The sequence below is a fragment of the Chishuiella changwenlii genome (assembly GCF_900142565.1).
In the GTDB taxonomy this organism is placed as follows: Bacteria; Bacteroidota; Bacteroidia; order Flavobacteriales; family Weeksellaceae; genus Empedobacter; species Empedobacter changwenlii.
Genome location: NZ_FRBH01000010.1, coordinates 14941 through 35340, shown reverse-complemented (window position 1 = coordinate 35340; position 20400 = coordinate 14941). Strand labels below are relative to the sequence as shown.

19 protein-coding genes and 1 pseudogene are annotated in these 20400 nt (G+C 28.3%); 16 read left to right on the top strand and 4 right to left on the bottom strand.

The genetic code is table 11. The annotated features are described in order from the left end of the window. The first annotated feature begins 44 nt into the window (after window positions 1-44). The 9 genes from BUA86_RS12725 to BUA86_RS12685 all read left to right on the top strand — a co-directional run bounded on the left by BUA86_RS12725 (window position 45) and on the right by BUA86_RS12685 (window position 11081). Complete coding sequence (locus tag BUA86_RS12725) at window positions 45-437, top strand: type III secretion system chaperone family protein (protein WP_072933237.1); 393 nt, start codon at window positions 45-47, stop codon at window positions 435-437. Window positions 438-448: 11 nt separating this feature from the next. Beyond that, window positions 449-1150: a PspA/IM30 family protein gene (locus BUA86_RS12720; protein WP_072933236.1), complete on the top strand. Its 702-nt coding sequence runs from the start codon at window positions 449-451 to the stop codon at window positions 1148-1150. Between the two features lie 82 nt (window positions 1151-1232). After that, window positions 1233-1913 carry an OB-fold-containig protein gene (locus BUA86_RS12715; RefSeq protein WP_072933235.1) on the top strand — a complete coding sequence of 227 codons (681 nt, stop codon included), beginning with the start codon at window positions 1233-1235 and terminating at the stop codon, window positions 1911-1913. Between the two features lie 118 nt (window positions 1914-2031). Beyond that, complete coding sequence (locus BUA86_RS12710; protein ID WP_072933234.1) at window positions 2032-4116, top strand: flotillin; 2085 nt, start codon at window positions 2032-2034, stop codon at window positions 4114-4116. 72 nt (window positions 4117-4188) lie between these two features. Next, a complete protein-coding gene (locus BUA86_RS12705) occupies window positions 4189-9021 on the top strand; it encodes a DNA repair ATPase (RefSeq protein ID WP_072933233.1) in 4833 nt (1610 codons plus the stop codon). After that, the gene (locus BUA86_RS16075) at window positions 9021-9218 is read left to right on the top strand and encodes a GldL-related protein (RefSeq protein WP_072933232.1); all 198 of its coding nucleotides are present in this window, start codon (window positions 9021-9023) and stop codon (window positions 9216-9218) included. Before BUA86_RS12705 ends, BUA86_RS16075 begins: the two co-directional genes overlap by 1 nt. Window positions 9219-9466: 248 nt before the next feature. Then, on the top strand, window positions 9467-10057 hold the full coding sequence (locus BUA86_RS16070) for a hypothetical protein (RefSeq protein WP_143147326.1): 591 nt from the start codon (window positions 9467-9469) through the stop codon (window positions 10055-10057). Window positions 10058-10120: 63 nt separating this feature from the next. Then, window positions 10121-10330, top strand: coding sequence for a hypothetical protein (locus BUA86_RS12690; protein ID WP_143147325.1), 210 nt, complete (start codon window positions 10121-10123; stop codon window positions 10328-10330). Between the two features lie 157 nt (window positions 10331-10487). Then, the gene (locus BUA86_RS12685; RefSeq protein ID WP_072933229.1) at window positions 10488-11081 is read left to right on the top strand and encodes a hypothetical protein; all 594 of its coding nucleotides are present in this window, start codon (window positions 10488-10490) and stop codon (window positions 11079-11081) included. Window positions 11082-11314: 233 nt separating this feature from the next. Here the strand turns inward: BUA86_RS12685 and BUA86_RS16295 are convergent, their stop codons facing one another. Continuing rightward, window positions 11315-11887 (bottom strand): helix-turn-helix domain-containing protein, encoded by a 573-nt coding sequence (locus BUA86_RS16295; protein ID WP_229731822.1) that lies wholly within the window; start codon window positions 11885-11887, stop codon window positions 11315-11317. A gap of 403 nt (window positions 11888-12290) precedes the next feature. Between BUA86_RS16295 and BUA86_RS12670 the strand changes: the two genes are divergently transcribed. Continuing rightward, window positions 12291-12488, top strand: coding sequence for a hypothetical protein (locus tag BUA86_RS12670; RefSeq protein ID WP_072933226.1), 198 nt, complete (start codon window positions 12291-12293; stop codon window positions 12486-12488). Window positions 12489-12572: 84 nt separating this feature from the next. On the opposite strand, the gene prfH is transcribed toward BUA86_RS12670, so the two are convergent. Both prfH and BUA86_RS12660 read right to left on the bottom strand, forming a co-directional pair. Continuing rightward, window positions 12573-13190, bottom strand: coding sequence for a peptide chain release factor H (prfH, locus tag BUA86_RS12665; RefSeq protein WP_072933224.1), 618 nt, complete (start codon window positions 13188-13190; stop codon window positions 12573-12575). Window positions 13191-13196: 6 nt separating this feature from the next. After that, window positions 13197-14588, bottom strand: coding sequence for an RtcB family protein (locus BUA86_RS12660; RefSeq protein ID WP_072933222.1), 1392 nt, complete (start codon window positions 14586-14588; stop codon window positions 13197-13199). 563 nt (window positions 14589-15151) lie between these two features. Between BUA86_RS12660 and BUA86_RS12655 the strand changes: the two genes are divergently transcribed. The 3 genes from BUA86_RS12655 (at window position 15152) to lepA (ending at window position 17975) form a co-directional block, all read left to right on the top strand. After that, window positions 15152-15565 carry a hypothetical protein gene (locus tag BUA86_RS12655; protein WP_072933220.1) on the top strand — a complete coding sequence of 138 codons (414 nt, stop codon included), beginning with the start codon at window positions 15152-15154 and terminating at the stop codon, window positions 15563-15565. Between the two features lie 72 nt (window positions 15566-15637). After that, window positions 15638-16075: a hypothetical protein gene (locus BUA86_RS12650; protein WP_072933218.1), complete on the top strand. Its 438-nt coding sequence runs from the start codon at window positions 15638-15640 to the stop codon at window positions 16073-16075. Window positions 16076-16178: 103 nt separating this feature from the next. Then, entirely contained in the window at window positions 16179-17975 is a 1797-nt protein-coding gene (gene lepA / locus BUA86_RS12645; RefSeq protein WP_072933216.1) for a translation elongation factor 4, read from the top strand. 76 nt (window positions 17976-18051) lie between these two features. Here the strand turns inward: lepA and BUA86_RS12640 are convergent, their stop codons facing one another. Next, complete coding sequence (locus tag BUA86_RS12640; protein ID WP_072933214.1) at window positions 18052-18504, bottom strand: ferritin-like domain-containing protein; 453 nt, start codon at window positions 18502-18504, stop codon at window positions 18052-18054. Window positions 18505-18656: 152 nt separating this feature from the next. On the opposite strand from BUA86_RS12640, the gene BUA86_RS12635 reads away from it, so the two are divergent. From BUA86_RS12635 to BUA86_RS12625, 3 genes and pseudogenes are all read left to right on the top strand, one after another. Next, on the top strand, window positions 18657-19442 hold the full coding sequence (locus tag BUA86_RS12635; RefSeq protein WP_072933212.1) for an alpha/beta fold hydrolase: 786 nt from the start codon (window positions 18657-18659) through the stop codon (window positions 19440-19442). 224 nt (window positions 19443-19666) lie between these two features. Then, window positions 19667-20026 (top strand): annotated as a pseudogene (locus BUA86_RS16405) (TPM domain-containing protein); the annotation flags it as partial. Between the two features lie 5 nt (window positions 20027-20031). After that, the gene (locus tag BUA86_RS12625; RefSeq protein ID WP_072933452.1) at window positions 20032-20391 is read left to right on the top strand and encodes a bleomycin resistance protein; all 360 of its coding nucleotides are present in this window, start codon (window positions 20032-20034) and stop codon (window positions 20389-20391) included. Window positions 20392-20400 lie beyond the last annotated feature (9 nt).

Genomic DNA, 20400 nt, shown 5'->3' with positions numbered 1-20400 from the left:
AATTTTACACCAGCAAATTACAAAAAATAACGAACAACAACAAAATGAATTATTTTTCGAAGGTTGAAAATTTTATTCAAAACATAGATTACACCATTACTTATAAGAGTAAAGATGAAGGTGTTTTTATGGTTGAGAATTTATTAGACGGTATACAAAATTTAATTATTGGAGTTGCTCCTCCAATAATCATTTTTGAATTGTATTTATTTACAATTACAAATGAAAATCTTGATATGTACAAAGCTTTATTGATGAAGAATCGCGATATTATTCATGGAGCATTTGCTATTACAGAAGACGGTAAAAAAGTAATTTTTCGTTACACACTTCAAATCTCAAACTTAGATCAAAATGAGTTCGAAGCAACGTTAAATTCTTTGAGTTTATTGATGAGTGAATACTCTGTTCAATTAATTAAATTTTCAAAACAATAAAACAATAAAAAATGAACATTTTCAAACGCATATTTAGAATCGGACAAGCAGAAATACATTCTGTTGTTGAGAAAATGGAGGATCCAATTAAAATGACTGAACAAGGTATTCGTGAAATGCGCGAAGACTTAAATCATTCATTGGAGGCATATGCAAAAGTAAAAGCGATGGCCATTAGAACTCAGAATCTAATTAATTCCAAAAATAAAGAAGCTGAAGAGTATGAACATAAAGCATTATTACTTTTAGAAAAAGCTAAACGTAACGAAATAACGATAGAACAAGCAGAAAACCTGGCAAAAGAAGCTTTAACTATAAAAAAACAACTTTCTGACGAAGTAATAGAATTAGAAGAGCAAGTAATTATTCATGAAAAGTCTGCTAATGAAGTTCATAAAAGTGTTGAAATATTAAAATTTAATATCAACAAATGGGAAAATGAATTAGCTACTTTAAAAGCTAGAATACGTGTTGCTAATGCTACAAAATTAGTAAACAAACAAATGGCAAAAATAGATTCTAATAGCACTATAAGTATGTTAGAAAGAATGAAAGAAAAGGTTGCCGAAGATGAAGCACTAGCTAATGCATACGGAGATTTAGCTAAAAACTCTAAATCGACAACAGATGAAATAAATGATGTCTTAAAAAAAGATCTTATAGAGGATGAATTAGAAGCTCTAAAATTAAAAATTCAAGATAAAAATAACTAACATATTATTTCCGTTAATACTATAATTACTTATGTAATTAAGCAGTTTAAACTAATTTAATATTAAAACTAAACAACTATAAATGACAGATATAATTAATTTATTATTCTATCCTCTTCCAAGTGGGATTATGACAATCTTAATGGGATTCTCTCTTGTTTATTGGGTGTTTCAATTATTAGCAGGAGATGGAATTGACTTTGGTGGCGATTCTGACTTCCATTTTGGAGATATAAATGACGTTGATGTTGATTCTGATTTAGATCACGATGCGGATGCACAAGCTGAGCCATCCTTCTTTTCTAAATGTTTAGATTTTATAAATATTGGAAAAGTACCCTTAATGGTTATCGTTACTTTATTCAAGTTTATTAGTTGGGTTATTACAATTCTTTCATCTCTCATTTTTGGATTAGGAAAACTAGGTATTTATTCTGTATTCATTTTAATTCCGATTTTTATTGTTGTTTATTTCATTATGCATTGGATAACAAAACCACTTGTAAAAATGTACAAAGAGTTAGGCTATCATGGTGAAGAAGCGACAGATTTTATTGGAAGAATTGGAAGAACTAAATCTACGATAGACGGAGAAAAAATTGGTTCAGCAGAATTTTTAATAAATCAAGACATTATTACATTAAACATTAAAAGCCACACGGGAGAAAAAATTGAATTTGGCGATACAATTATTATCACAGACGAAGCTCCTTCTAAACATTATTATTACGTAACAAAACAAATAACATTAGATAACTTATAAAACAATAAAATATGATACTAATTTTTTACAGTCTTTCTTTTCTTATAGAAGAAACAATTTCTACACTAATTAATTTATTTTAAAACAATCTTAACCTATAAAATTTAAATAATATAAAATGACTCAATTCATTCTTATAGCTGTTGGTGTTATCATTTTCATCATAGCTGCATTCATCATAGCTCTTAGCGTTTTTTACAAAAAGATTCCTCAAGGAAAAGCAATTGTAAGAACAGGTGTGGGAGGATCTCATGTTGCCTTTAATAAGGGTATGTACGTTATTCCTGTATTTCACAAAATGGAAATAATGGATATTTCAGTAAAGAAAATAGATATTGCTCGTCAACAAAACGATGGTTTGATTTGTAGAGATAATATCCGTGCCGATATAAAGGTTGCCTTTTTTATTCGCGTTAATAAATCTGTAAACGATGTAATAAACGTGGCACAAAACTTAGGTACTGAAAGAGCATCAGATCCAGAAACATTAAAAAGCATATTCGAAGCAAAATTCTCTGAAGCATTAAAAACTGTTGGAAAGAAATTCGACTTTATAGAATTATACGAAGCAAGACGAGAGTTTAGAGATGAGATTTTAAATATCATCGGAACAGATCTTAATGGATATATTTTAGATGACTGTGCTATTGATTATTTAGAACAAACAGAATTAAAATTCTTAAGCCCTGATAATATATTAGATTCTGAAGGTATTAAGAAAATTACCGAATTAACGGCTCAACAAAATATGAATGCCAATTTAATTCGTAGAGAAGAGGAAAAAGTAATTAAAAAACAAAATGTTGAAGCACGTGAAGCTATTTTAGAATTAGAACGTCAGTTGGCAGAAAAAGAAGAACGTCAACGTCGTGAAATTGATAATATAAAAGCTCGTGAAGATGCAGAGATTACAAAAGTACGAGAAGAGGAACGTTTAAAATCTGAATCTGTTCGTATAACTACTGAAGAGCAATTAGCAATTCAGGAAGAAAATAAACTACGTCAAATCATCATTGCAGAAAAAAGTAAATTACGTACAGATGCAATCGAGACAGAACGTGTAGAAAAAGACCGTGCTTTAGAACAAACAGAGCGTGAGCGTATTGTAACACTTGCACAAATAGACAAAGAACGCTCTATAGAAACAGAGAAAAAGAATATCCAAAACGTTATAAAAGAGCGTGTTCAACTTGAAAAAGGAGTTATTGAAGAACAACAAAGCGTGAAAGACGTTGAGGTTTATCGTGAAGTAGAACGTCAAAAGCAAGCTGGTATTATTGCAGCTTCTCAAGAAGCAGAAGAGCGATTAATTGAAACTGTAAAAGCAGCAGAAGCAGCTAAAATTGCAGCAGAACAAGAAGCAGCTCGTCAAGTCATAGAAGCAGATGCTGAAAAGCAAGTTGCTGAACGTAAAGCACAAGAATTATTAATTGATGCTGAAGCTAAAAAAGAAGCATCAACAAAAGAGGCAGAAGCAAGAAAAATAATTGCAGAAGCACAAGCGAAAGAAGAAGCTGCAATTGGTTTATCTGAAGCGGAAGTTATGATTGCAAAAGCAGAAGCAGAAGAAAGACAAGGTATTGTTGAAGCTACAATTATAGAGAAAAAAGCAGAAGCTTTACGTAAAGAAGGTTTAGCACAAGCTGAAATTGTAAAAGAAAAAGCACTTGCAGAAGCAAAAGGTATCGAAGAAAAAGCTGCTGCAATGAAACAATTAGACGGTGTTGGAAAAGAACACGAAGAGTTTAAATTACAATTACAAAAAGAGAAAGATATCGAATTGGCACAAATCAACATTCAGAAAGATATTGCCAGTGCACAAGCTGAGGTATTATCTAATGCATTAAAATCTGCTAAGATTGATATTGTTGGTGGTGAAACAATGTTCTTCGAGAATATTGTGAAACAAGTTTCTAATGCAAAAGGATTTGATCATTTAATCAACAACTCTGCGCATGCTACAGATATTAAAAATGCTTTAATAGATCCAAATGAAGATGGAGATTTAGCCGGAAGAATTAGAGGTATTGCAGATAAATATGGTATTTCTTCTAACGATATTAAAAACTTAACGATTACTGCTGCTTTAATAAAATTACAACAAGCAACAACAGCTGCTGGTAATCAAGAAGACACAGGATTTATCAACTCACTTTTCGGAATTGCAAATCAATTAGGAATTGCGAATAGAAAATTAGGATAACCCCATTTTATTCCCCTACTCTACATTTTGGTAGGGGAATAAATTTTAATTAAATAGTAAGAATTTTAATTGATGCAAGAAGAAAACGTACACATTACTGAAACATTAGACGCCGGAGCCTACGAAATCATTCGAAAAAGACTCCTTACTCAAAAAGATATTCTCTCTGAAAGATTATTAAAATTAAACGAAGCAAGAAAAGAAGTTTTTAATTCGAGTAATTTTATATTAAACGCAAATCAAAGAATTACAACAGAAAATACATGTGTTGCTCGTGGGATTATCGCATTCGATCAGTTATGTATTTTTGGTTACAATGTTCATTTTGGATTACGCACAGACATACAATTAAGCGATGTTTTTAGTATTTATTTATTTCAAGAAAATCAATTTATACCTCAAAACCTTCAATTAATTGACGATCAAAATTTCTTTACAGATTTTCAAAATTTATATAAATACTACAGAGATTCTATCTTTTCTAAATTTAGAAGAACAGACAACTATCTTTATATGGTTTTCCAAACCAGTAAGAATGCGCAAGATTTAAAAGCATTTAAGTGGTTAATAAAAGATGGTCAGTTAATTTATCAAGACGATAGAAGTATTCATGAAGTACAAAAAGCAGATCAGTTTGATTTTGAATGGACAAAAACTGGCTTAGAAGATAGAAGATTAGGTAAATTCCCTCATATTTCTATTCTCGATAAAGTTTTTATTGAAGCTATTGGAGGAGACATCACCTTTAAAATAGAAGATAATACAGATTCTGGAAAAGGTATTTATACTGAAAAAGTAACAAATATTGATCAACAACTAGATGATGCTGAATATTATTATGCTGATTTAGGTAATCTAATTACTGTTAGAATTAAACCTTTTCAAGAGGATTTTAGATCATATATTTTTAATGTCCGTACAAAAGAAGTGGTAAATGTACCTGCGTTATTAGATGCAGCCGTTCTACTTCCAGATAATCAAGGTTTAATTTTTTCTAATGGATATTATCTCCAAAATGGGACTTATCATTTATTTGATAATAACCTTGAAAATTTTCAATTTTTCCGTCGCATAAATTCTCCTAATGGAGAAGATTTTATGTACATTTTTAATCAAGACGAAACAAACACATATATTCTACTTTCTTATAATATTATTCAACAAACAGTAGAAACACCTATTATATGTAATGGTTTTACAATTTTTAAAGATGGACATTTAATTTATTTCCGAACAGAAGAAGAAGCAACAAGACATCATCAAGTTCAAATTTGGGAAACACCTTATGTTGAGCAATTGATTGAGAATAAAGAAAAAACAAATCATCCACTTTATAAAATCGGAAACAAAGACATTGTGAAAGCAATGGCAGAATCTCAAGAAATTATTCAATTAATTAATAAAGAAGATTCTTACGAAGGGCTTTATGAAGACATTGTAAAAAAATCGAATAGCTTATTAGATAGTTATTTTTGGATAAATTCAGAAGATACATTTCAGTTAGATATTCCTTTGTTAGATGTAAAAAGCATTGCTAATACAGCTATTGATGAATTTGCTAAAGTACAAGTACAGAAAAAATTTGCTTTAGAATCGTTAGAAAAAACAGAAGAAGTAATAAATGATATTGTCTTCAAAATTAATAGCTCAACGTATAATCAGCTCGATTTATTAGTTGAGCATTTAGCAGAAGCTAGAAAGCTACAAGGAAGAATTATCGACTTAAAATCTGTTCGATACATTCAGCTTGAACGTGTACAAGCTTTAGAAGAGCAACTGAATCAAATCACAGTAGATTTATCTGAAAAAACAATCGCTTTCTTATTATTAGACGAAGCTTTAATTCCGTATGAAGAGAAAGTTGCGGAACAAAAAGTACTCGTTGAGAATATACAGAAAGCTATTGATGCAAAAGAAATAGAAGAAGCTTGTTTAAAAATAGCATCAGAATTAGAACTATTAATTGATATTTTAAATAGTTTAAAAATTGAGGACGCTACACAGACAACAAAAATTATAGAAAAAATTTCTTTCATTTTTGCGTTGTTAAACGAAGTCCGCGCACAATTAACACGTAAAATAAGTTCTTTAAGAAGTAAAGAATCTGTTGCAGAGTTTTCTGCTCAAATGACTTTATTAGAACAAAGTATTGTTAACTTTTTAGAACTTTCTACAACAGAAGAAAAAACAGAAGAATACAACACAAAGCTTATCGTCCAATTAGAAGAATTAGATAGTAAATTTTCTGACTTTGAAGAATTTTCTATTAAAATTGCAGATAAAAGAGATGAGATTATAAAAGCGTTTAATACAAAACGTGAACAAATAATAGAACAAAAAAATAAGCGCACTAATTCATTAGAACAAATTGGATTACGTGTTCTTAAAAATATCGAAAATAAAGCAGCTTCATTTTCTTCAAAAGAAGACATTCTTGCTTTTTATTCTTCGGATTTAATGATAGATAAGATTCGTCAATTAATTCAGGAATTAAAAGATTTAGAAGATGTCTCTAAAGCAGAAAATTTAGAAAATCTTCTTAAGAAATCTCAAGAAGATACTTTAAGAGTTTTGCGTGATAAAACTGAGCTTTTTGTTGATGGTGAAAATATAATTGCACTTGGAACGAATAAATTTGCTGTAAATAATCAGCGATTAGCTCTAACCTTATTAAACAGAAATAATGAATTATTTTTTCATTTAACAGGAACTAGTTTCTATCAAAAAGTAAAAAATGAAGAAATTTACAATTATCAAGCTATTTGGAATCAAGAGTTTATTTCTGAAAACCAACTTGTATATCGAGCAGAATTTTTAGTCTATCAAGCCATATTAGCTAGTGACACGAAAGATTTTGACGCAGAATTATTCATCAACCAAACAATAGAACAAAATTATACAGAAGGTTACATAAAAGGTGTTCATAATTTTGATGCATTACGTATTTATCAAGAAATTAATAAGACAGCGGCAAAGCTAGATCTTTTAAAATTTGATAAACAAACACGAATTACAGCTCAATTTTTCTGGAATAGTTTAGATGAAAAAACACGAGATAAATTAAAAGCGCTTTTAAATTCAGCTCAATTTATTCTAAAAAGTTTTCCAAATTCTAAAAGGTTCGATAATATTATAAAAGAACTTATTGAACAATATGATAAATGGATTACAACATGGGATAAATCTATTACAACAAGTAATAAAGTTGCAGGTTATATCTTTCAGACATTTACTAAATATCAAACTTTTTCCATAAATGAAGAAGCGAATCTATTTAAAAATAATTTTATTTCTCAACTAAAAGACAATAGAACTATTGCTGATTTTGAATCGTTAATTAACGACGACAACTTCTCTTCTATCGAGAAATTTTATCTTGTCGAAAACTGGATAAATTCTTGGTTAGATGAAAATGAGGACAGTAAAAATTCTAGAAATTATGTTGATGAAGTTGCAATGATTATTTTATTTTCAGAAGAAAAATATCATTACAATTCTGGAAATACTTTATTAAAGATTGAAGATTTAAAAGGTAATCATACTGTTATTTCAGAAGGAATTTACGAACATCATTATCATGATATCATGAATAAATTAGAGCATTTCTCAACGATTGACGTTCCAAACTTTAATGCTTTTAAAAATTTGAAAGATGATATTTCTAAAAATTATGAAAAGGAATTAAAAATTAAAGAATTTGAACCTAAAGTTTTAACATCATTTGTTCGTAATAAATTAATTAACGAAGTCTATTTTCCTTTAATCGGAAATAACTTAGCAAAACAACTTGGTGCTGCAGGCGATAACAAAAGAACTGCGCGCATGGGAATGTTATTATTAATTTCTCCACCAGGTTATGGTAAAACCACTCTTATGGAATACCTAGCAAAAACAATGGGTTTACATTTTGTAAAAGTTAACGGACCAACAATAGGACATTCTATAACATCTATAGATCCCGTTGAAGCTAAAACTTCTGGAGAAAGAGAGGAATTAAAAAAGATAAATCTTTCGTTTGAAATGGCAGATAATGTAATGCTTTATCTTGATGATATTCAACATTTAAGTTCTGAGTTTTTACAAAAGTTTATTTCATTAGCCGATGGTCAACGTAAAATTGACGGTATTTTTGATGGCGAAAGTAAAACCTACGACTTAAGAGGAAAACGTTTTTGTATTGTTATGGCTGGAAATCCATATACAGAAAGCGGTTCTAAATTTCAGATCCCAGATATGTTAGCCAATCGTGCAGATGTTTATAATTTAGGTGATGTAATTGGAGATACGGAAACTTTATTCAACTTAAGTTTAATAGAAAATGCAACAAGTGACAATCCTTACTTAGATAAGATAGCATCAAAAAGTTTAGATGATTTTTATAAGTTAACAAATTTCGTAACCGAAAATCTAGAACAATTGCCAAATTTAGAAGGTAATTATTTAAGCCAAGAAATTGATGATTTTGTAACCGTATTAAAACATGTTATTAAAATTAGAAATATTGTTGTAAAAGTTAATCAGAATTACATTTTAAGCGCGGCAATGCAGGACGATTATAGAACAGAACCTCCTTTTAAAATGCAAGGTTCTTACCGAAATATGTCTAAACTAGTTGGAAGAATTGTCCCTATGATGAATGACAAAGAAATTGATGATACTATTTTAGCTCATTACGAAAGCGAGTCGCAAACGTTAACTGCTGACACAGAATCAAATTTATTAAAACTAAAAGAAATAGCTGGTTTAATAACTCCTCAAGAAAAAGAAAGATGGGAAACTATAAAAGCTACTTTCTTTAAAAATAATAAACATGGAGGTTTATCTAAAGATGATAAAGTTTTTTCTCAGTTAGTAGAATTTAATGAGAATCTAGAAGGTATAATCAATGCTATCCTAAAGAAGTAATGAAAATCAAACATACATTAATCATCCTAGCTATAGGAATTATTATTTGGATTATAGGTGCATTAATGAAAATTACACATCTTCCTAATGCAAATATGGTTTTATTTATTTCAACGATTATAGAAATTATAGGAGTAATATTATTCTTATATAAAATCATAAGAAACAAAAGCTTAAAAGACTTTCTTAATTCCTAAAGCAAAAATAGCTTCAATCAGATAGATTGAAGCTATTTTATTATCTGAAATTGTTTTTTTCAAAAAACTAAATTCTAATTGTCCTAAAACAATAAAATTGTTATTTTTTTCTATTATGTATTTAAAAATATTTAAAAAAAATATTTGCCATAATTTAGCATGAAAGAAAAAACAAGTTATTTATTTACACTGATAACACGTTAAATAACAAACAAAAAGAAGAAAACCAACCTACAATTCTACCACCTATGAACAAAGAAAAGAGAATCCTGACTCTCTTGAACGAATTAGATGAAAAAAGAGTTTTGACTCTCTTGAACGAATTAAATACAGAGGAACGGAAAAATATTTTGAGGCAATTGACCCAACCAAGCTTAAATACTCAAATAGATAATAAATTCGATTTTATTAAATCTATATTCGGTATAGCAATTGTTTTTTTAAGTGCTTTATTACCTTTCGTTGATAATTTTTTAGAATTACTATTTCCCAATATAAATGAAGTAATTAAAGTACCATATTTTGCAAATTTCTTAGCTGCGACTTGGACTTTTTGTATTTCTTTTGCTCCTTTACTTATTATTTTTAGTTTATTTCTATCAGTAAATAAAATAATGTATATTTTCCCTATGATTAGCGGATTAGTAACTTCTATCGCTGTAATCATAAATAGCATGGGTTACTATATTACAGGTAAAATGCAATTTTATATTGTTATGACGCTTATAAGTATTGCAGTAATACTATTATTTAAAAAAGTATATAATTTTCTATTAATCAAAAAGCTTTCTGAAGAGCTTAAAATGAAATTAATAAACTTAGTTCTTAAAGAAGATTAAGAGATCTCACATTTAAAAAAAATATTTATTATAATTTAAACAAAAATGAAAATGAAAATGAAAATGAAAAAACAAGTTATTTTATCCGTATCTGTAATATGCGGACTACTATTATTTAGTTGTAACGATGACGACTTAAATAATAAACAAAACGAAGAAATTAAAACAACAACTCTTTCACCTAGAACTTATGAACAAAAAAAAGAGAACTTTGACTCTATTCAAAAAACCAGAACAGTTGATCCAGATCGACACACGCCACCACAACACTAAGATTTCCAAAATAAATACAAAACTGAATTAATGAAAAAATAAGTTACTTTATCCGTATTTATAACATGAGGACTATTATTATTTAGTTACAATAACGACGACTTAAATAACCAACAAAAAGAAGATACACAACCTACCACTCTTACTCCTAGAACCTATGAATAAAGAAAAGAGAATTTTAACTCTATTCAAAGAATTAAATCAAGAAGAACAATGCTATGTCTTGAAACAATTGACACAGATAAAATCAGACGAGCTCAACACTAAGATTTCCAAAATAAATACAAAAACTGCATTTTTATCATTTTTTTTACTATTTACTAGTGGACTATCACCTTTTATTGATAATTTTTTATATCTTATTTTAAAATTATTTGGAGTTTCAATAGATGATTTAGAAGTCTATTATTTTATTGATATATATGCTTTTATATGGACAATTGGAGTCATTCTGTCTCCAATATTAATAATTGTCTCAACATATTTTCGTCCATCTAAAATATTATATATATTTCCTTTATTTGCATATCTAACAATGCTTATAGCTGCAATATTAAATTTTTCTGGTTTTTTCATTTCTGGACTTACTCAATTTTATGCTTTTATTATACTTATATCTATTTGTTCTTTTTATTTATTAAAAAGAATACGACAATTTATAAAAACAGCAATTTTATCTGATTCTATCAAAATTGAAGTTATAGAGAATGTTCTTAAAGAATTAAATAATAATAAATCTAATGAAGTATAATTATAATAACATAATGATACAGAAATTAAGATTAAGAAGTTTAGAATTATTTAAAAGTGAAAAAATTTCATGGATTGAACATAATCTGAATTTAATAGAAATGTCGAAATCACTTGATAAAATGTTAGTTGATGAACACAACTATATGTTTATTACTAATATGATTAATAATTATGAGAGCGATGACATTAGAGAACTAATAAAAAACATAAGATTGCAGAGTTACTAAATAATTATTTAGTAAAAGTTTTTGTAGGATCTATATTGTGCTCATTTGTTTCTAAAGACTTAAGAAATTCTAAAATTTTTGATTCAGCTAATATATTATTAAATATATCATGCTGAGTTTCTTGTTTAGTTTCAACATCTTCAATAAGTAGATAAATATCTTGAAGAGTAAACTTTTTCATATTTTTCTTAACATCCCCAAATATTCTGTTTTCTACTTCTAATAAAGCTTGTTTATTAGAAGTAGAAACATTATCTATCTTTTCTTTAAGCGCTTTATTTTGAATAAAAATTGCTTTCAATTTTTCTTCTATAGAAAGGTTTTCAAATGAGTTTTTTTCTAAATTAACTATTTCACTTTCTTGTTTAAGCATTTCTCCTTTTCCAGTTAAAAGCCATTCGAAATTTATTTCGAAATTATTTGCGATTTTTTCTAAAATATTGAATTTAGGTTCTGTTTTAGATATATAATTTCTAACATTAGCTTCACTTATTCCTAATTTACTTGCGAATAAACTATTATTCCCATTAGCAAAAAATAAAACCAAATCTTTTATCCTGTCATTTATATTACTCATAACCAAATTTATATATTTTTCATCTACAATTATCCGAATAATTATTCGAATAATTGTTTTATAATTCGAAATATATTTCGATATTTATAAAACAATTACACATTAAGTATAAAGTCAACGAAAGTGTAATTCTGTAAAAATAGATAAAAATACCTATTAAAAATTTATTTCCGTCAAGAAATTGATGATTTTTTTATGGTATTTAAATATGTTATTAAAATTAGAAATGTTGTTATTAAAATTAAAAGAAATAGCAGATTAATAGCCCTTAAAAAAAAGAAGAAGGGAAGCTGTAAAAGCTAGTTAAAAATAAACATAGAGGTTTATCTAAAGATGATCAATTCGTAGAATTTAATGAGAATCTAAAAAGTATAATCGATGCTATTTTAAAGAAGTAATAAAAGTGAAAATCAAACATACATACATTATCCTAGCTTTAGGAGTTATTATTTGGATTATTGGTGCTTTAATGGAATTAACACACCATCCTAATGCAAATATGGTTTTATTTATTTCAACTATTGTAGAAGTTATAGGAGTAATATTATTCTTATATAAAATTACAAGAAATAGAAATTTAAAAGACTTTTTTAATTCCTAAATCAAAAATAGCTTCAATCATCTGATTGAAGCTATTTTAAAAAAGTAATATTCCAAAATACCATTATATAAAATGGCTCTTATATTATAAGAATTTATCTCCTTTATAAATTTTTATTGGATTACCTCTTTCTACTGAAGTTTGATTTATCCATCTTTCTTGAATAGAATTCTTTAGTTTTTGATCGTTATCATCTTGCAACTTTAATAACAATCTAGTTGTAGCAATTTTTTTATTCTGATGCTGTGATCGAGAATCCATTGAAACTACAGAAATACCAGATGGTAGATGTGTAGCTCTAACAGCAGAATTAACTTTGTTCACATTTTGTCCACCATTTCCAGAACTTCTCATCGTTTGATAAACAATTTCCTTCGAATTGATTTTATTCTCCTTTGGTAATTCTAATTCAAAACAACCTATAAACCAATTCTTACGTTGATGAAATTTTCTAAATGGACTTTTCCCAATCCAAAGAATTGTACCTAACCATTCTTTAATAAAAACATCTAACTGCTTTCCTTTTAATTCTAATGTTACAGAGCAAACTAAATTAAAATCCTTATCTATTTCTCTTTCTATAACAGCATACTCAATGTTGTTTATTTCACACGCTTCTGTAAAACGTTTAAATACATTTGTTACAACAAAATTGCATTCAGCAGGACCTCTTCCAGATGTAATTTGAATAATTTTTATCATAGCATATTATTTATCCATTCTTACAATCTTTGGAGAAAATGTACCTAACACTTTTACCAATTCTGTTTGTAAACTCATCACTTTTTTTATGTCCTTATAAGCAAATGGTGACTCATCAACACTACCTCCAATTAATTCTATACTTGCATCTTTTATTTGTGCATTCATAAAACTTTTCGTAATTGTAGATTTACATTTTGCTCTAGACATTTTACGACCCGCTCCATGTGAGGCAGAGTTAATACTCAATTCATTTCCTAATCCTTCAACGATATAACCTGGTGCTGTCATAGATCCTGGTATTATTCCTAAAACACCTTTTCCTGCTGGAGTTGCTCCTTTTCTATGAACAATTCTTTCTTCTCCATCAACCAATTCTTTCCAAGCGAAATTATGATGGTTTTCAATATTAAATACGATTCTTTTTCCTAAAGATTTAGCTATTCTGCGGTGAATATCATCATGACAAGCTTTCGCATATTCACCTGCTAAATTCATAGCCATCCAATACTCTTGTCCATCATGCGTATTTAAATCTAACCAAGCTAAGTGTTGTACATGCTTTGGTAATGGACATTGTTTTGTTGCTAAATAAGTATAATGCTTTGCTATATTCGCACCAAAACCTCTAGATCCACTATGTGATAAAATGGCTAAATACTCACCTGGAATTAAATTCCACTCAGGTTTAACTTCCTCTAATTTTATAATTCCAAACTCAACAAAATGGTTTCCTCCACCAGAAGAGCCTAATTGTTGGTAGGCTTTAGTTTTCAAACTTTTTAAAAGAGGAATTTCATTAAAAATTGTTCTATCAAAAATTTCATGATCCGCCTTTACCTTATGAGTTTCATACATTCCAAACTTCGTTTGATCTTGTAGAATTTGAACTAACTGATGAGACTTCCCTTTTAAAAAATTAGCTGGTAAGTCAAACACAGATAAACTCATTCTACAACCTATATCCACACCTACTCCATAAGGAATAACAGCATTATTGGTAGCTAATACTCCACCTATAGGTAAACCATAACCAGAATGAGCATCTGGCATTAATGCTCCTTTTACGGCTATTGGTAATTTTAAAGCATCGTAAAGTTGATATTTAGCTTCTTCGTCTATCTCATTTTCTCCAAAAATAGAGAAAGGGGAACGAGTATTTTTTAATTGTTGTAAACGTATCTCGACGGGTTTTATTAAACCTTCAGCAACTTTACCCCAAATTCCATGACCAATATATTTTTCTGGTTCTAGTAAAACTTCTTTTGCTTCGTTAAGTATTGTTTGTTTATTTTCTTTTTTTCTGTATCGATGAATTTGTCCTAAAACAATATTAATCGAATTATTATTTGGAAAGCCTAATTTTATAAAGTCCTTTCCAGAGATTTTATTTCCCATGATTTTCTAATTAATTTAAAAAACCGCTTTGATTGAACACAAAGGATTTTGATGAGAGCTAATTATTTATTAGTTCTTATCCATCTTTTTTTCGGGAAATTTTAAGCAAAAAAAACCCGAAGAGAATTTCTTCGGGCTGAGATATAATAGAATTTATTTTCTAAAAAGTTGATGCACGAAGAATACTCACTGCAAAATAATTTGCAATAGCTAAAATTTGATATGTGAAATCTTTGAACATTTTATTTCTTCGTTATTAAATTTGTTAAACTTTATAAACTTAATCGGCGACAAAGTTAAAAACTTTTTTATGAGATAAAAAAATATTTTTAGCTTTTTCATATTTAACATAAAATTTAAAACACCTATTTACATTAAATAAAAACAGATAAAATTAAAAAAATAGATAAAAATTAATTAAACCTTTTTATCTATAAAATATTTTTCTAAATCAGCTATTTCACTATCATATACATCGGATAAGCATCAAAAATATTTAACAATTTAATTAATTAATTTGTTTTATAATATACTACTTTTGCAAAGTATTTGTATTAAAAATCATGAAAAATATTTACATTTTTTTGTTACTTATACCAACCCTAACTCTCGCACAAGACAGATATACATTCGCAATTTTTCCTGAATGTCCTATTTCAGAAAAAAATGAAGAAATGAAAAATTGCTTTATAACAAGCCTATCTGAAAAACTAAAATCTAATTTAGATCCTACTATTTTATCTTTAATCAAAGAGAAAAATATTAAGCAATTAATTATTTATTTTAATGTAGAAAAAGATGGAAAGCTAAGTAGCTTTAAAACTCCTTCTTATTCTGAAGTTTCTATTGCAAAATATTTTAATGAAAGATTTGTTCAGTATTCTGAATATTTAGACAATAGCGAGCAACATATTATTCCAGCTATGTTTAATGAAATTCCAGGAAAAATTGAATTAAGTGCAAAATTAGAATTTTAGAATTTTTTATACTTAAAATTTAGATAGATTAAGATTGTTAAAGTACTTTTACTCAATCTTAATCTATTTATAATGATAAACATAAAAAAAGTATTATCTTTTGTAATACTATTAATTTCATTCTTATGCTATTCTCAAAAGAGTATTAAACATCCTATTTTTCCTGGATGTAATAAACTCAAAACAAACGAAGAATTAGGAAAATGTTTTTCTGAAAAACTTTGGTACGAATTAAACGACCAAACACAGTACTCTGCTGAAGATTTTTTTAAAGAAGACAAATTAAATAATGATATAACATTATTTTTTACTGTAAAAAAAGATGGTAAAGTAACTGATTTTAGCTTTTCTAAAGATAGTGATCCTGTCGTTTCTACAGCTTATCTTAAACGTATTTCAAAAGTCTTCAAATATTATGAAAAAAAAGGAAAAAAAATTATTCCTGCTTTTGAAAACAATCAATATGTAGACTATAAAATTGTATTTAAAGTTGAGTCTCGTGTCAATTAAAATTTCCGCAACTTAAAAGAAGTTTATTATTAAACTTTATTTTTTCAAAAAGCTTGTAGTCTTAGCGGAAAAGATTATTTTTGCCTATTCGAGTAAATAGAATATGAAAAACATCCGTAATTTCTGTATTATCGCCCATATTGACCATGGTAAAAGTACCTTGGCCGATCGTCTATTACAAGTAACAAATACGATTTCTGATCGTGAGTTACAAAATCAAACATTAGACGATATGGATTTGGAACGCGAGCGCGGAATCACAATTAAATCGCACGCCATCCAAATGGAATATGAAAAAGATGGTGAAAAATATATTTTAAATCTAATTGACACTCCAGGTCACGTAGACTTTTCGTACGAGGTTTCTCGTTCAATTGCTGCTTGTGAGGGAGCTTTGTTAATTGTAGATGCAGCACAGAGTATTCAAGCTCAAACTATTTCTAACCTTTATTTAGCGTTAGAGAATGATTTGGAAATTATTCCTGTATTAAATAAAATCGATTTACCTTCTGCTAACCCAGAAGAAGTAACTGATGATATTGTTGATCTTTTAGGATGTGATCCTGAAGATGTTCTACGTTGTTCTGGAAAAACAGGAGAAGGTGTTTTAGAATTATTACACACTATCATCGAGAAAATTCCAGCTCCACAAGGAGATCCTGAAGCTCCATTACAAGCCTTAATTTTTGACTCTGTTTACAATCCATTCCGTGGAATTGAAGCTTTTTATAAAGTTGTAAATGGAGAAATAAAGAAAGGGCAACAAGTAAAATTCATGGCTACAAATAAAAAATATTTTGCCGATGAAATTGGAACTTTAAAGCTAAATCAAGTTGAAAAACCTGTTATTAAAACAGGAGATGTAGGTTATATTATTTCTGGAATTAAAGATGCTGCCGAAGTAAAAGTTGGTGACACAATTACGCTAGTTGATAATCCTGCTGTTGAAGCTATTGATGGTTTTGAAGAAGTGAAACCAATGGTATTCGCTGGTATTTATCCTGTAGATACAGAAGATTATGAAGATTTACGTTCATCTATAGAAAAGCTTAGATTAAATGATGCTTCATTAACTTTTGAAGCTGAGTCTTCAGCTGCTTTAGGTTTTGGTTTCCGTTGTGGATTCTTAGGAATGTTACACTTAGAAATTGTACAAGAACGTTTAGAGCGTGAGTTTAATATGACTGTTATTACAACAGTTCCTAACGTATCTTACGAAGCTTATTTGGAAAAAGATCCAGATAAAATGGTTCCTGTTCATAACCCATCAGAATTACCAGATCCATCAGGTTTAAATCGTGTAGAAGAGCCATACATTCGTGCGGCAATTATTACAAAATCTGAATTTGTTGGACCAGTAATGAGTTTATGTATAGAAAAACGTGGTGAATTACAGTCTCAAAATTATTTAACTCAGCACCGTGTAGAAATGATTTTTAATATGCCTTTGGCAGAGGTTGTTTTTGATTTCTATGATCGTTTAAAATCTATCTCTAAAGGTTATGCTTCTTTCGATTATGCTCCTTCTGGAATGAAAGCATCGAAATTAGTAAAAGTAGATATCATGATTAATGGTGAAGTAGTTGATGCTTTATCAGCTTTAATCCATGTGGATAATGCTTATAACATTGGTAAAAAAATGTGTGAGAAATTACGTGAATTAATTCCTCGTCAACAATTTGATATTCCAATTCAGGCTGCTATTGGTGCAAAAATTATTGCGCGTGAAACAATTAAAGCCTTACGTAAAGATGTAACTGCAAAATGTTATGGTGGAGATATTTCTCGTAAACGTAAATTATTAGAAAAACAAAAAGCTGGTAAGAAGAAAATGCGTCAAATTGGACGTGTAGAAGTTCCTCAATCTGCCTTTTTAGCTGTTTTAAAACTGAATGATTAAAAAATCAAACATTATAAAAAAATCTCCAAAGAACTAGATTCTTTGGAGATTTTTTATGAACTGAATTGTGATAATTCTATCTTTTCAATTCATCAAGGTTTTTAAATTTCTCGTAAGATAATTTTAAATGATGTAATTGGTTTTGAACAACTCTTGTACTCCCAGGACATAAATCTCCACTTTCTAATGCATTTTCATAAGCATCAATGGCAGATTGTTCACCAAAAACTACATTTCCTAAAGTAGACGAAGCTGAATCTCCAGAAAATGAATCTTTAATGTCAATCCAAGCTCTGTGTAAAGAACCTACTGCTGAACCTGTTTCATCTGGTACTCCTCCTCTCTCCACAATCAATTGTGATAATTCTGTTTTCATAGTTTGAGACTCAGAAACCATACGATCATAATCATTTTTTAATTGTGGATAAGCATTCCATACCTTATCTTCGACTTTTAAAAACCCTTTTATTCTATCGTTTGTAATATTCAGTAAATCGTTTAATACTGAAACTGTTGCTGCATTTTCCATAATTTTTTGTTTTTTGTATTGTTTACTTATAAAGGTCAAATAACATACCTTAAAAGCCTTATGAAATCACAATACGTAGTTAAGAAAAGTTAATCCGTTATTTTAACAGTTCCAATGAAAGAATTATATTTACTACTCAATAAAAATAAAAAATGTTATTAAATAAAACCATCAATATAAAAGGACAAGAGCTTTATTTTGAACACTATAATTCTTTTGAAAATCGTCCAACACTTGTTTTTCTTCATGATAGTTTAGGGAGTGTACAACTTTGGAGAGATTTTCCTCAGAAAATAGCAGAAGCTACACAATGCAATCTTTTTATGTATGATAGATTAGGTTATGGAAAATCTGCTTCTATGATGACTTCTAAAAGAGATGTAAACTACATGGAATTAGAAGCTGATGTTTTGAATAATTTATTAATTGAATTAAATATTGATGATGCCATTCTATTTGGGCATAGCGATGGAGGAACAATTGCTTTACTTATGGCAAGTAAATATCCCAAAAATATAAATGCAACTATTGTAGAAGCAGCACATATTTTTGTTGAAGAGGTTACTCTTGCTGGAATTCACGAAGCCATGGACGCTTATAAAAACACGAATTTAGCTGAACGTTTAGCAAAGTATCATGGAGATAAAGTAGATCTTTTATTTAAAGCTTGGACAGAAACATGGACTAGTAAAGAATACAGAAATTGGTCTATAGAATCTTTATTAACAAATATTACTTCTCCTTTACTTTTTATACAAGGTGAAAAAGATGAATATGGAACATTAGAACAAGTGGAAAAAACAATTGATAAAGTGAAAGGAGAAGCTGAAAAATTTATTATTCCATCAGTTGGTCATACACCACATAAACAAGTTCCGGAAATAGTAATAGAAAAAGTAACAAATTATATTATTCAACATCTTGAAAATCAATTTTGATCAATAAAATATATTTGTAAAAAATCTTTTATTAAATTTAGACACAACCAACCGTACTTTTATGCAAAAAATATTAACCTTATTATTTGTTTTAATTTTTTACTCCTGTCTTCCCCAATCGAAATCTGACTGCGTCAGTAAAATTGTTACTGATATTAATAAAAATAATAGTTTAAATGGGTCTTTTGAATATGCTATAGATTTAACTTCTTTTTTTAGATCATACTAGCATTGAAAAATTAGAATTAAAATTAAAAAATTACAATACAAGCCCAACTAATCAAATTTATCTTTTTATAGTAGATTTTAATGAAACTAATGAAGAACCTTTCGACCTTTTTGCTGTAAATCTTTCTAATTCATTCGTACCAAATAACAGTAAAAAAGTTAATAACTTAACCATCATAATTAGTCCAAAGATTAGAAAATTAAGAATTAGTACATCAAATGAAGCTCAAAAAGTATTGACAGATGAAATTTGTAAAAAAATAATAGATTCAACTATAGTTCCTGAATTTAAAGAAGCAAACTATTATGAAGGTCTTGATAAAGGAATTGATGAAATAATAAGATTATGGAAATAAAAAAAATGCTAACAGAAATACATCCAAAATTACCAATGCGTAATAAGCTTAGAACTAAGGATTATTATATTAATCAATTAGGTTTCGAAATCTTTGGAAATATCGACCATGATGGATATTTAATGGTGATAAAAGACAATATTCAGATTCATTTTTTTGAGTTCAAAGAATTAGATATAATCGATAATTATGGTCAAGTTTATATCCGTACAAATGATATCGATACTTTGTATCAAACTATGTTAGATAATAATGTTGATATTCATCTAAACGGAAAGTTAGAAACTAAACCTTGGGGACAAAGAGAATTTTCTTTACTTGACCCCGATCATAATTTACTAACATTTGGAGAATCTATTATGTAAAAGAGAGTT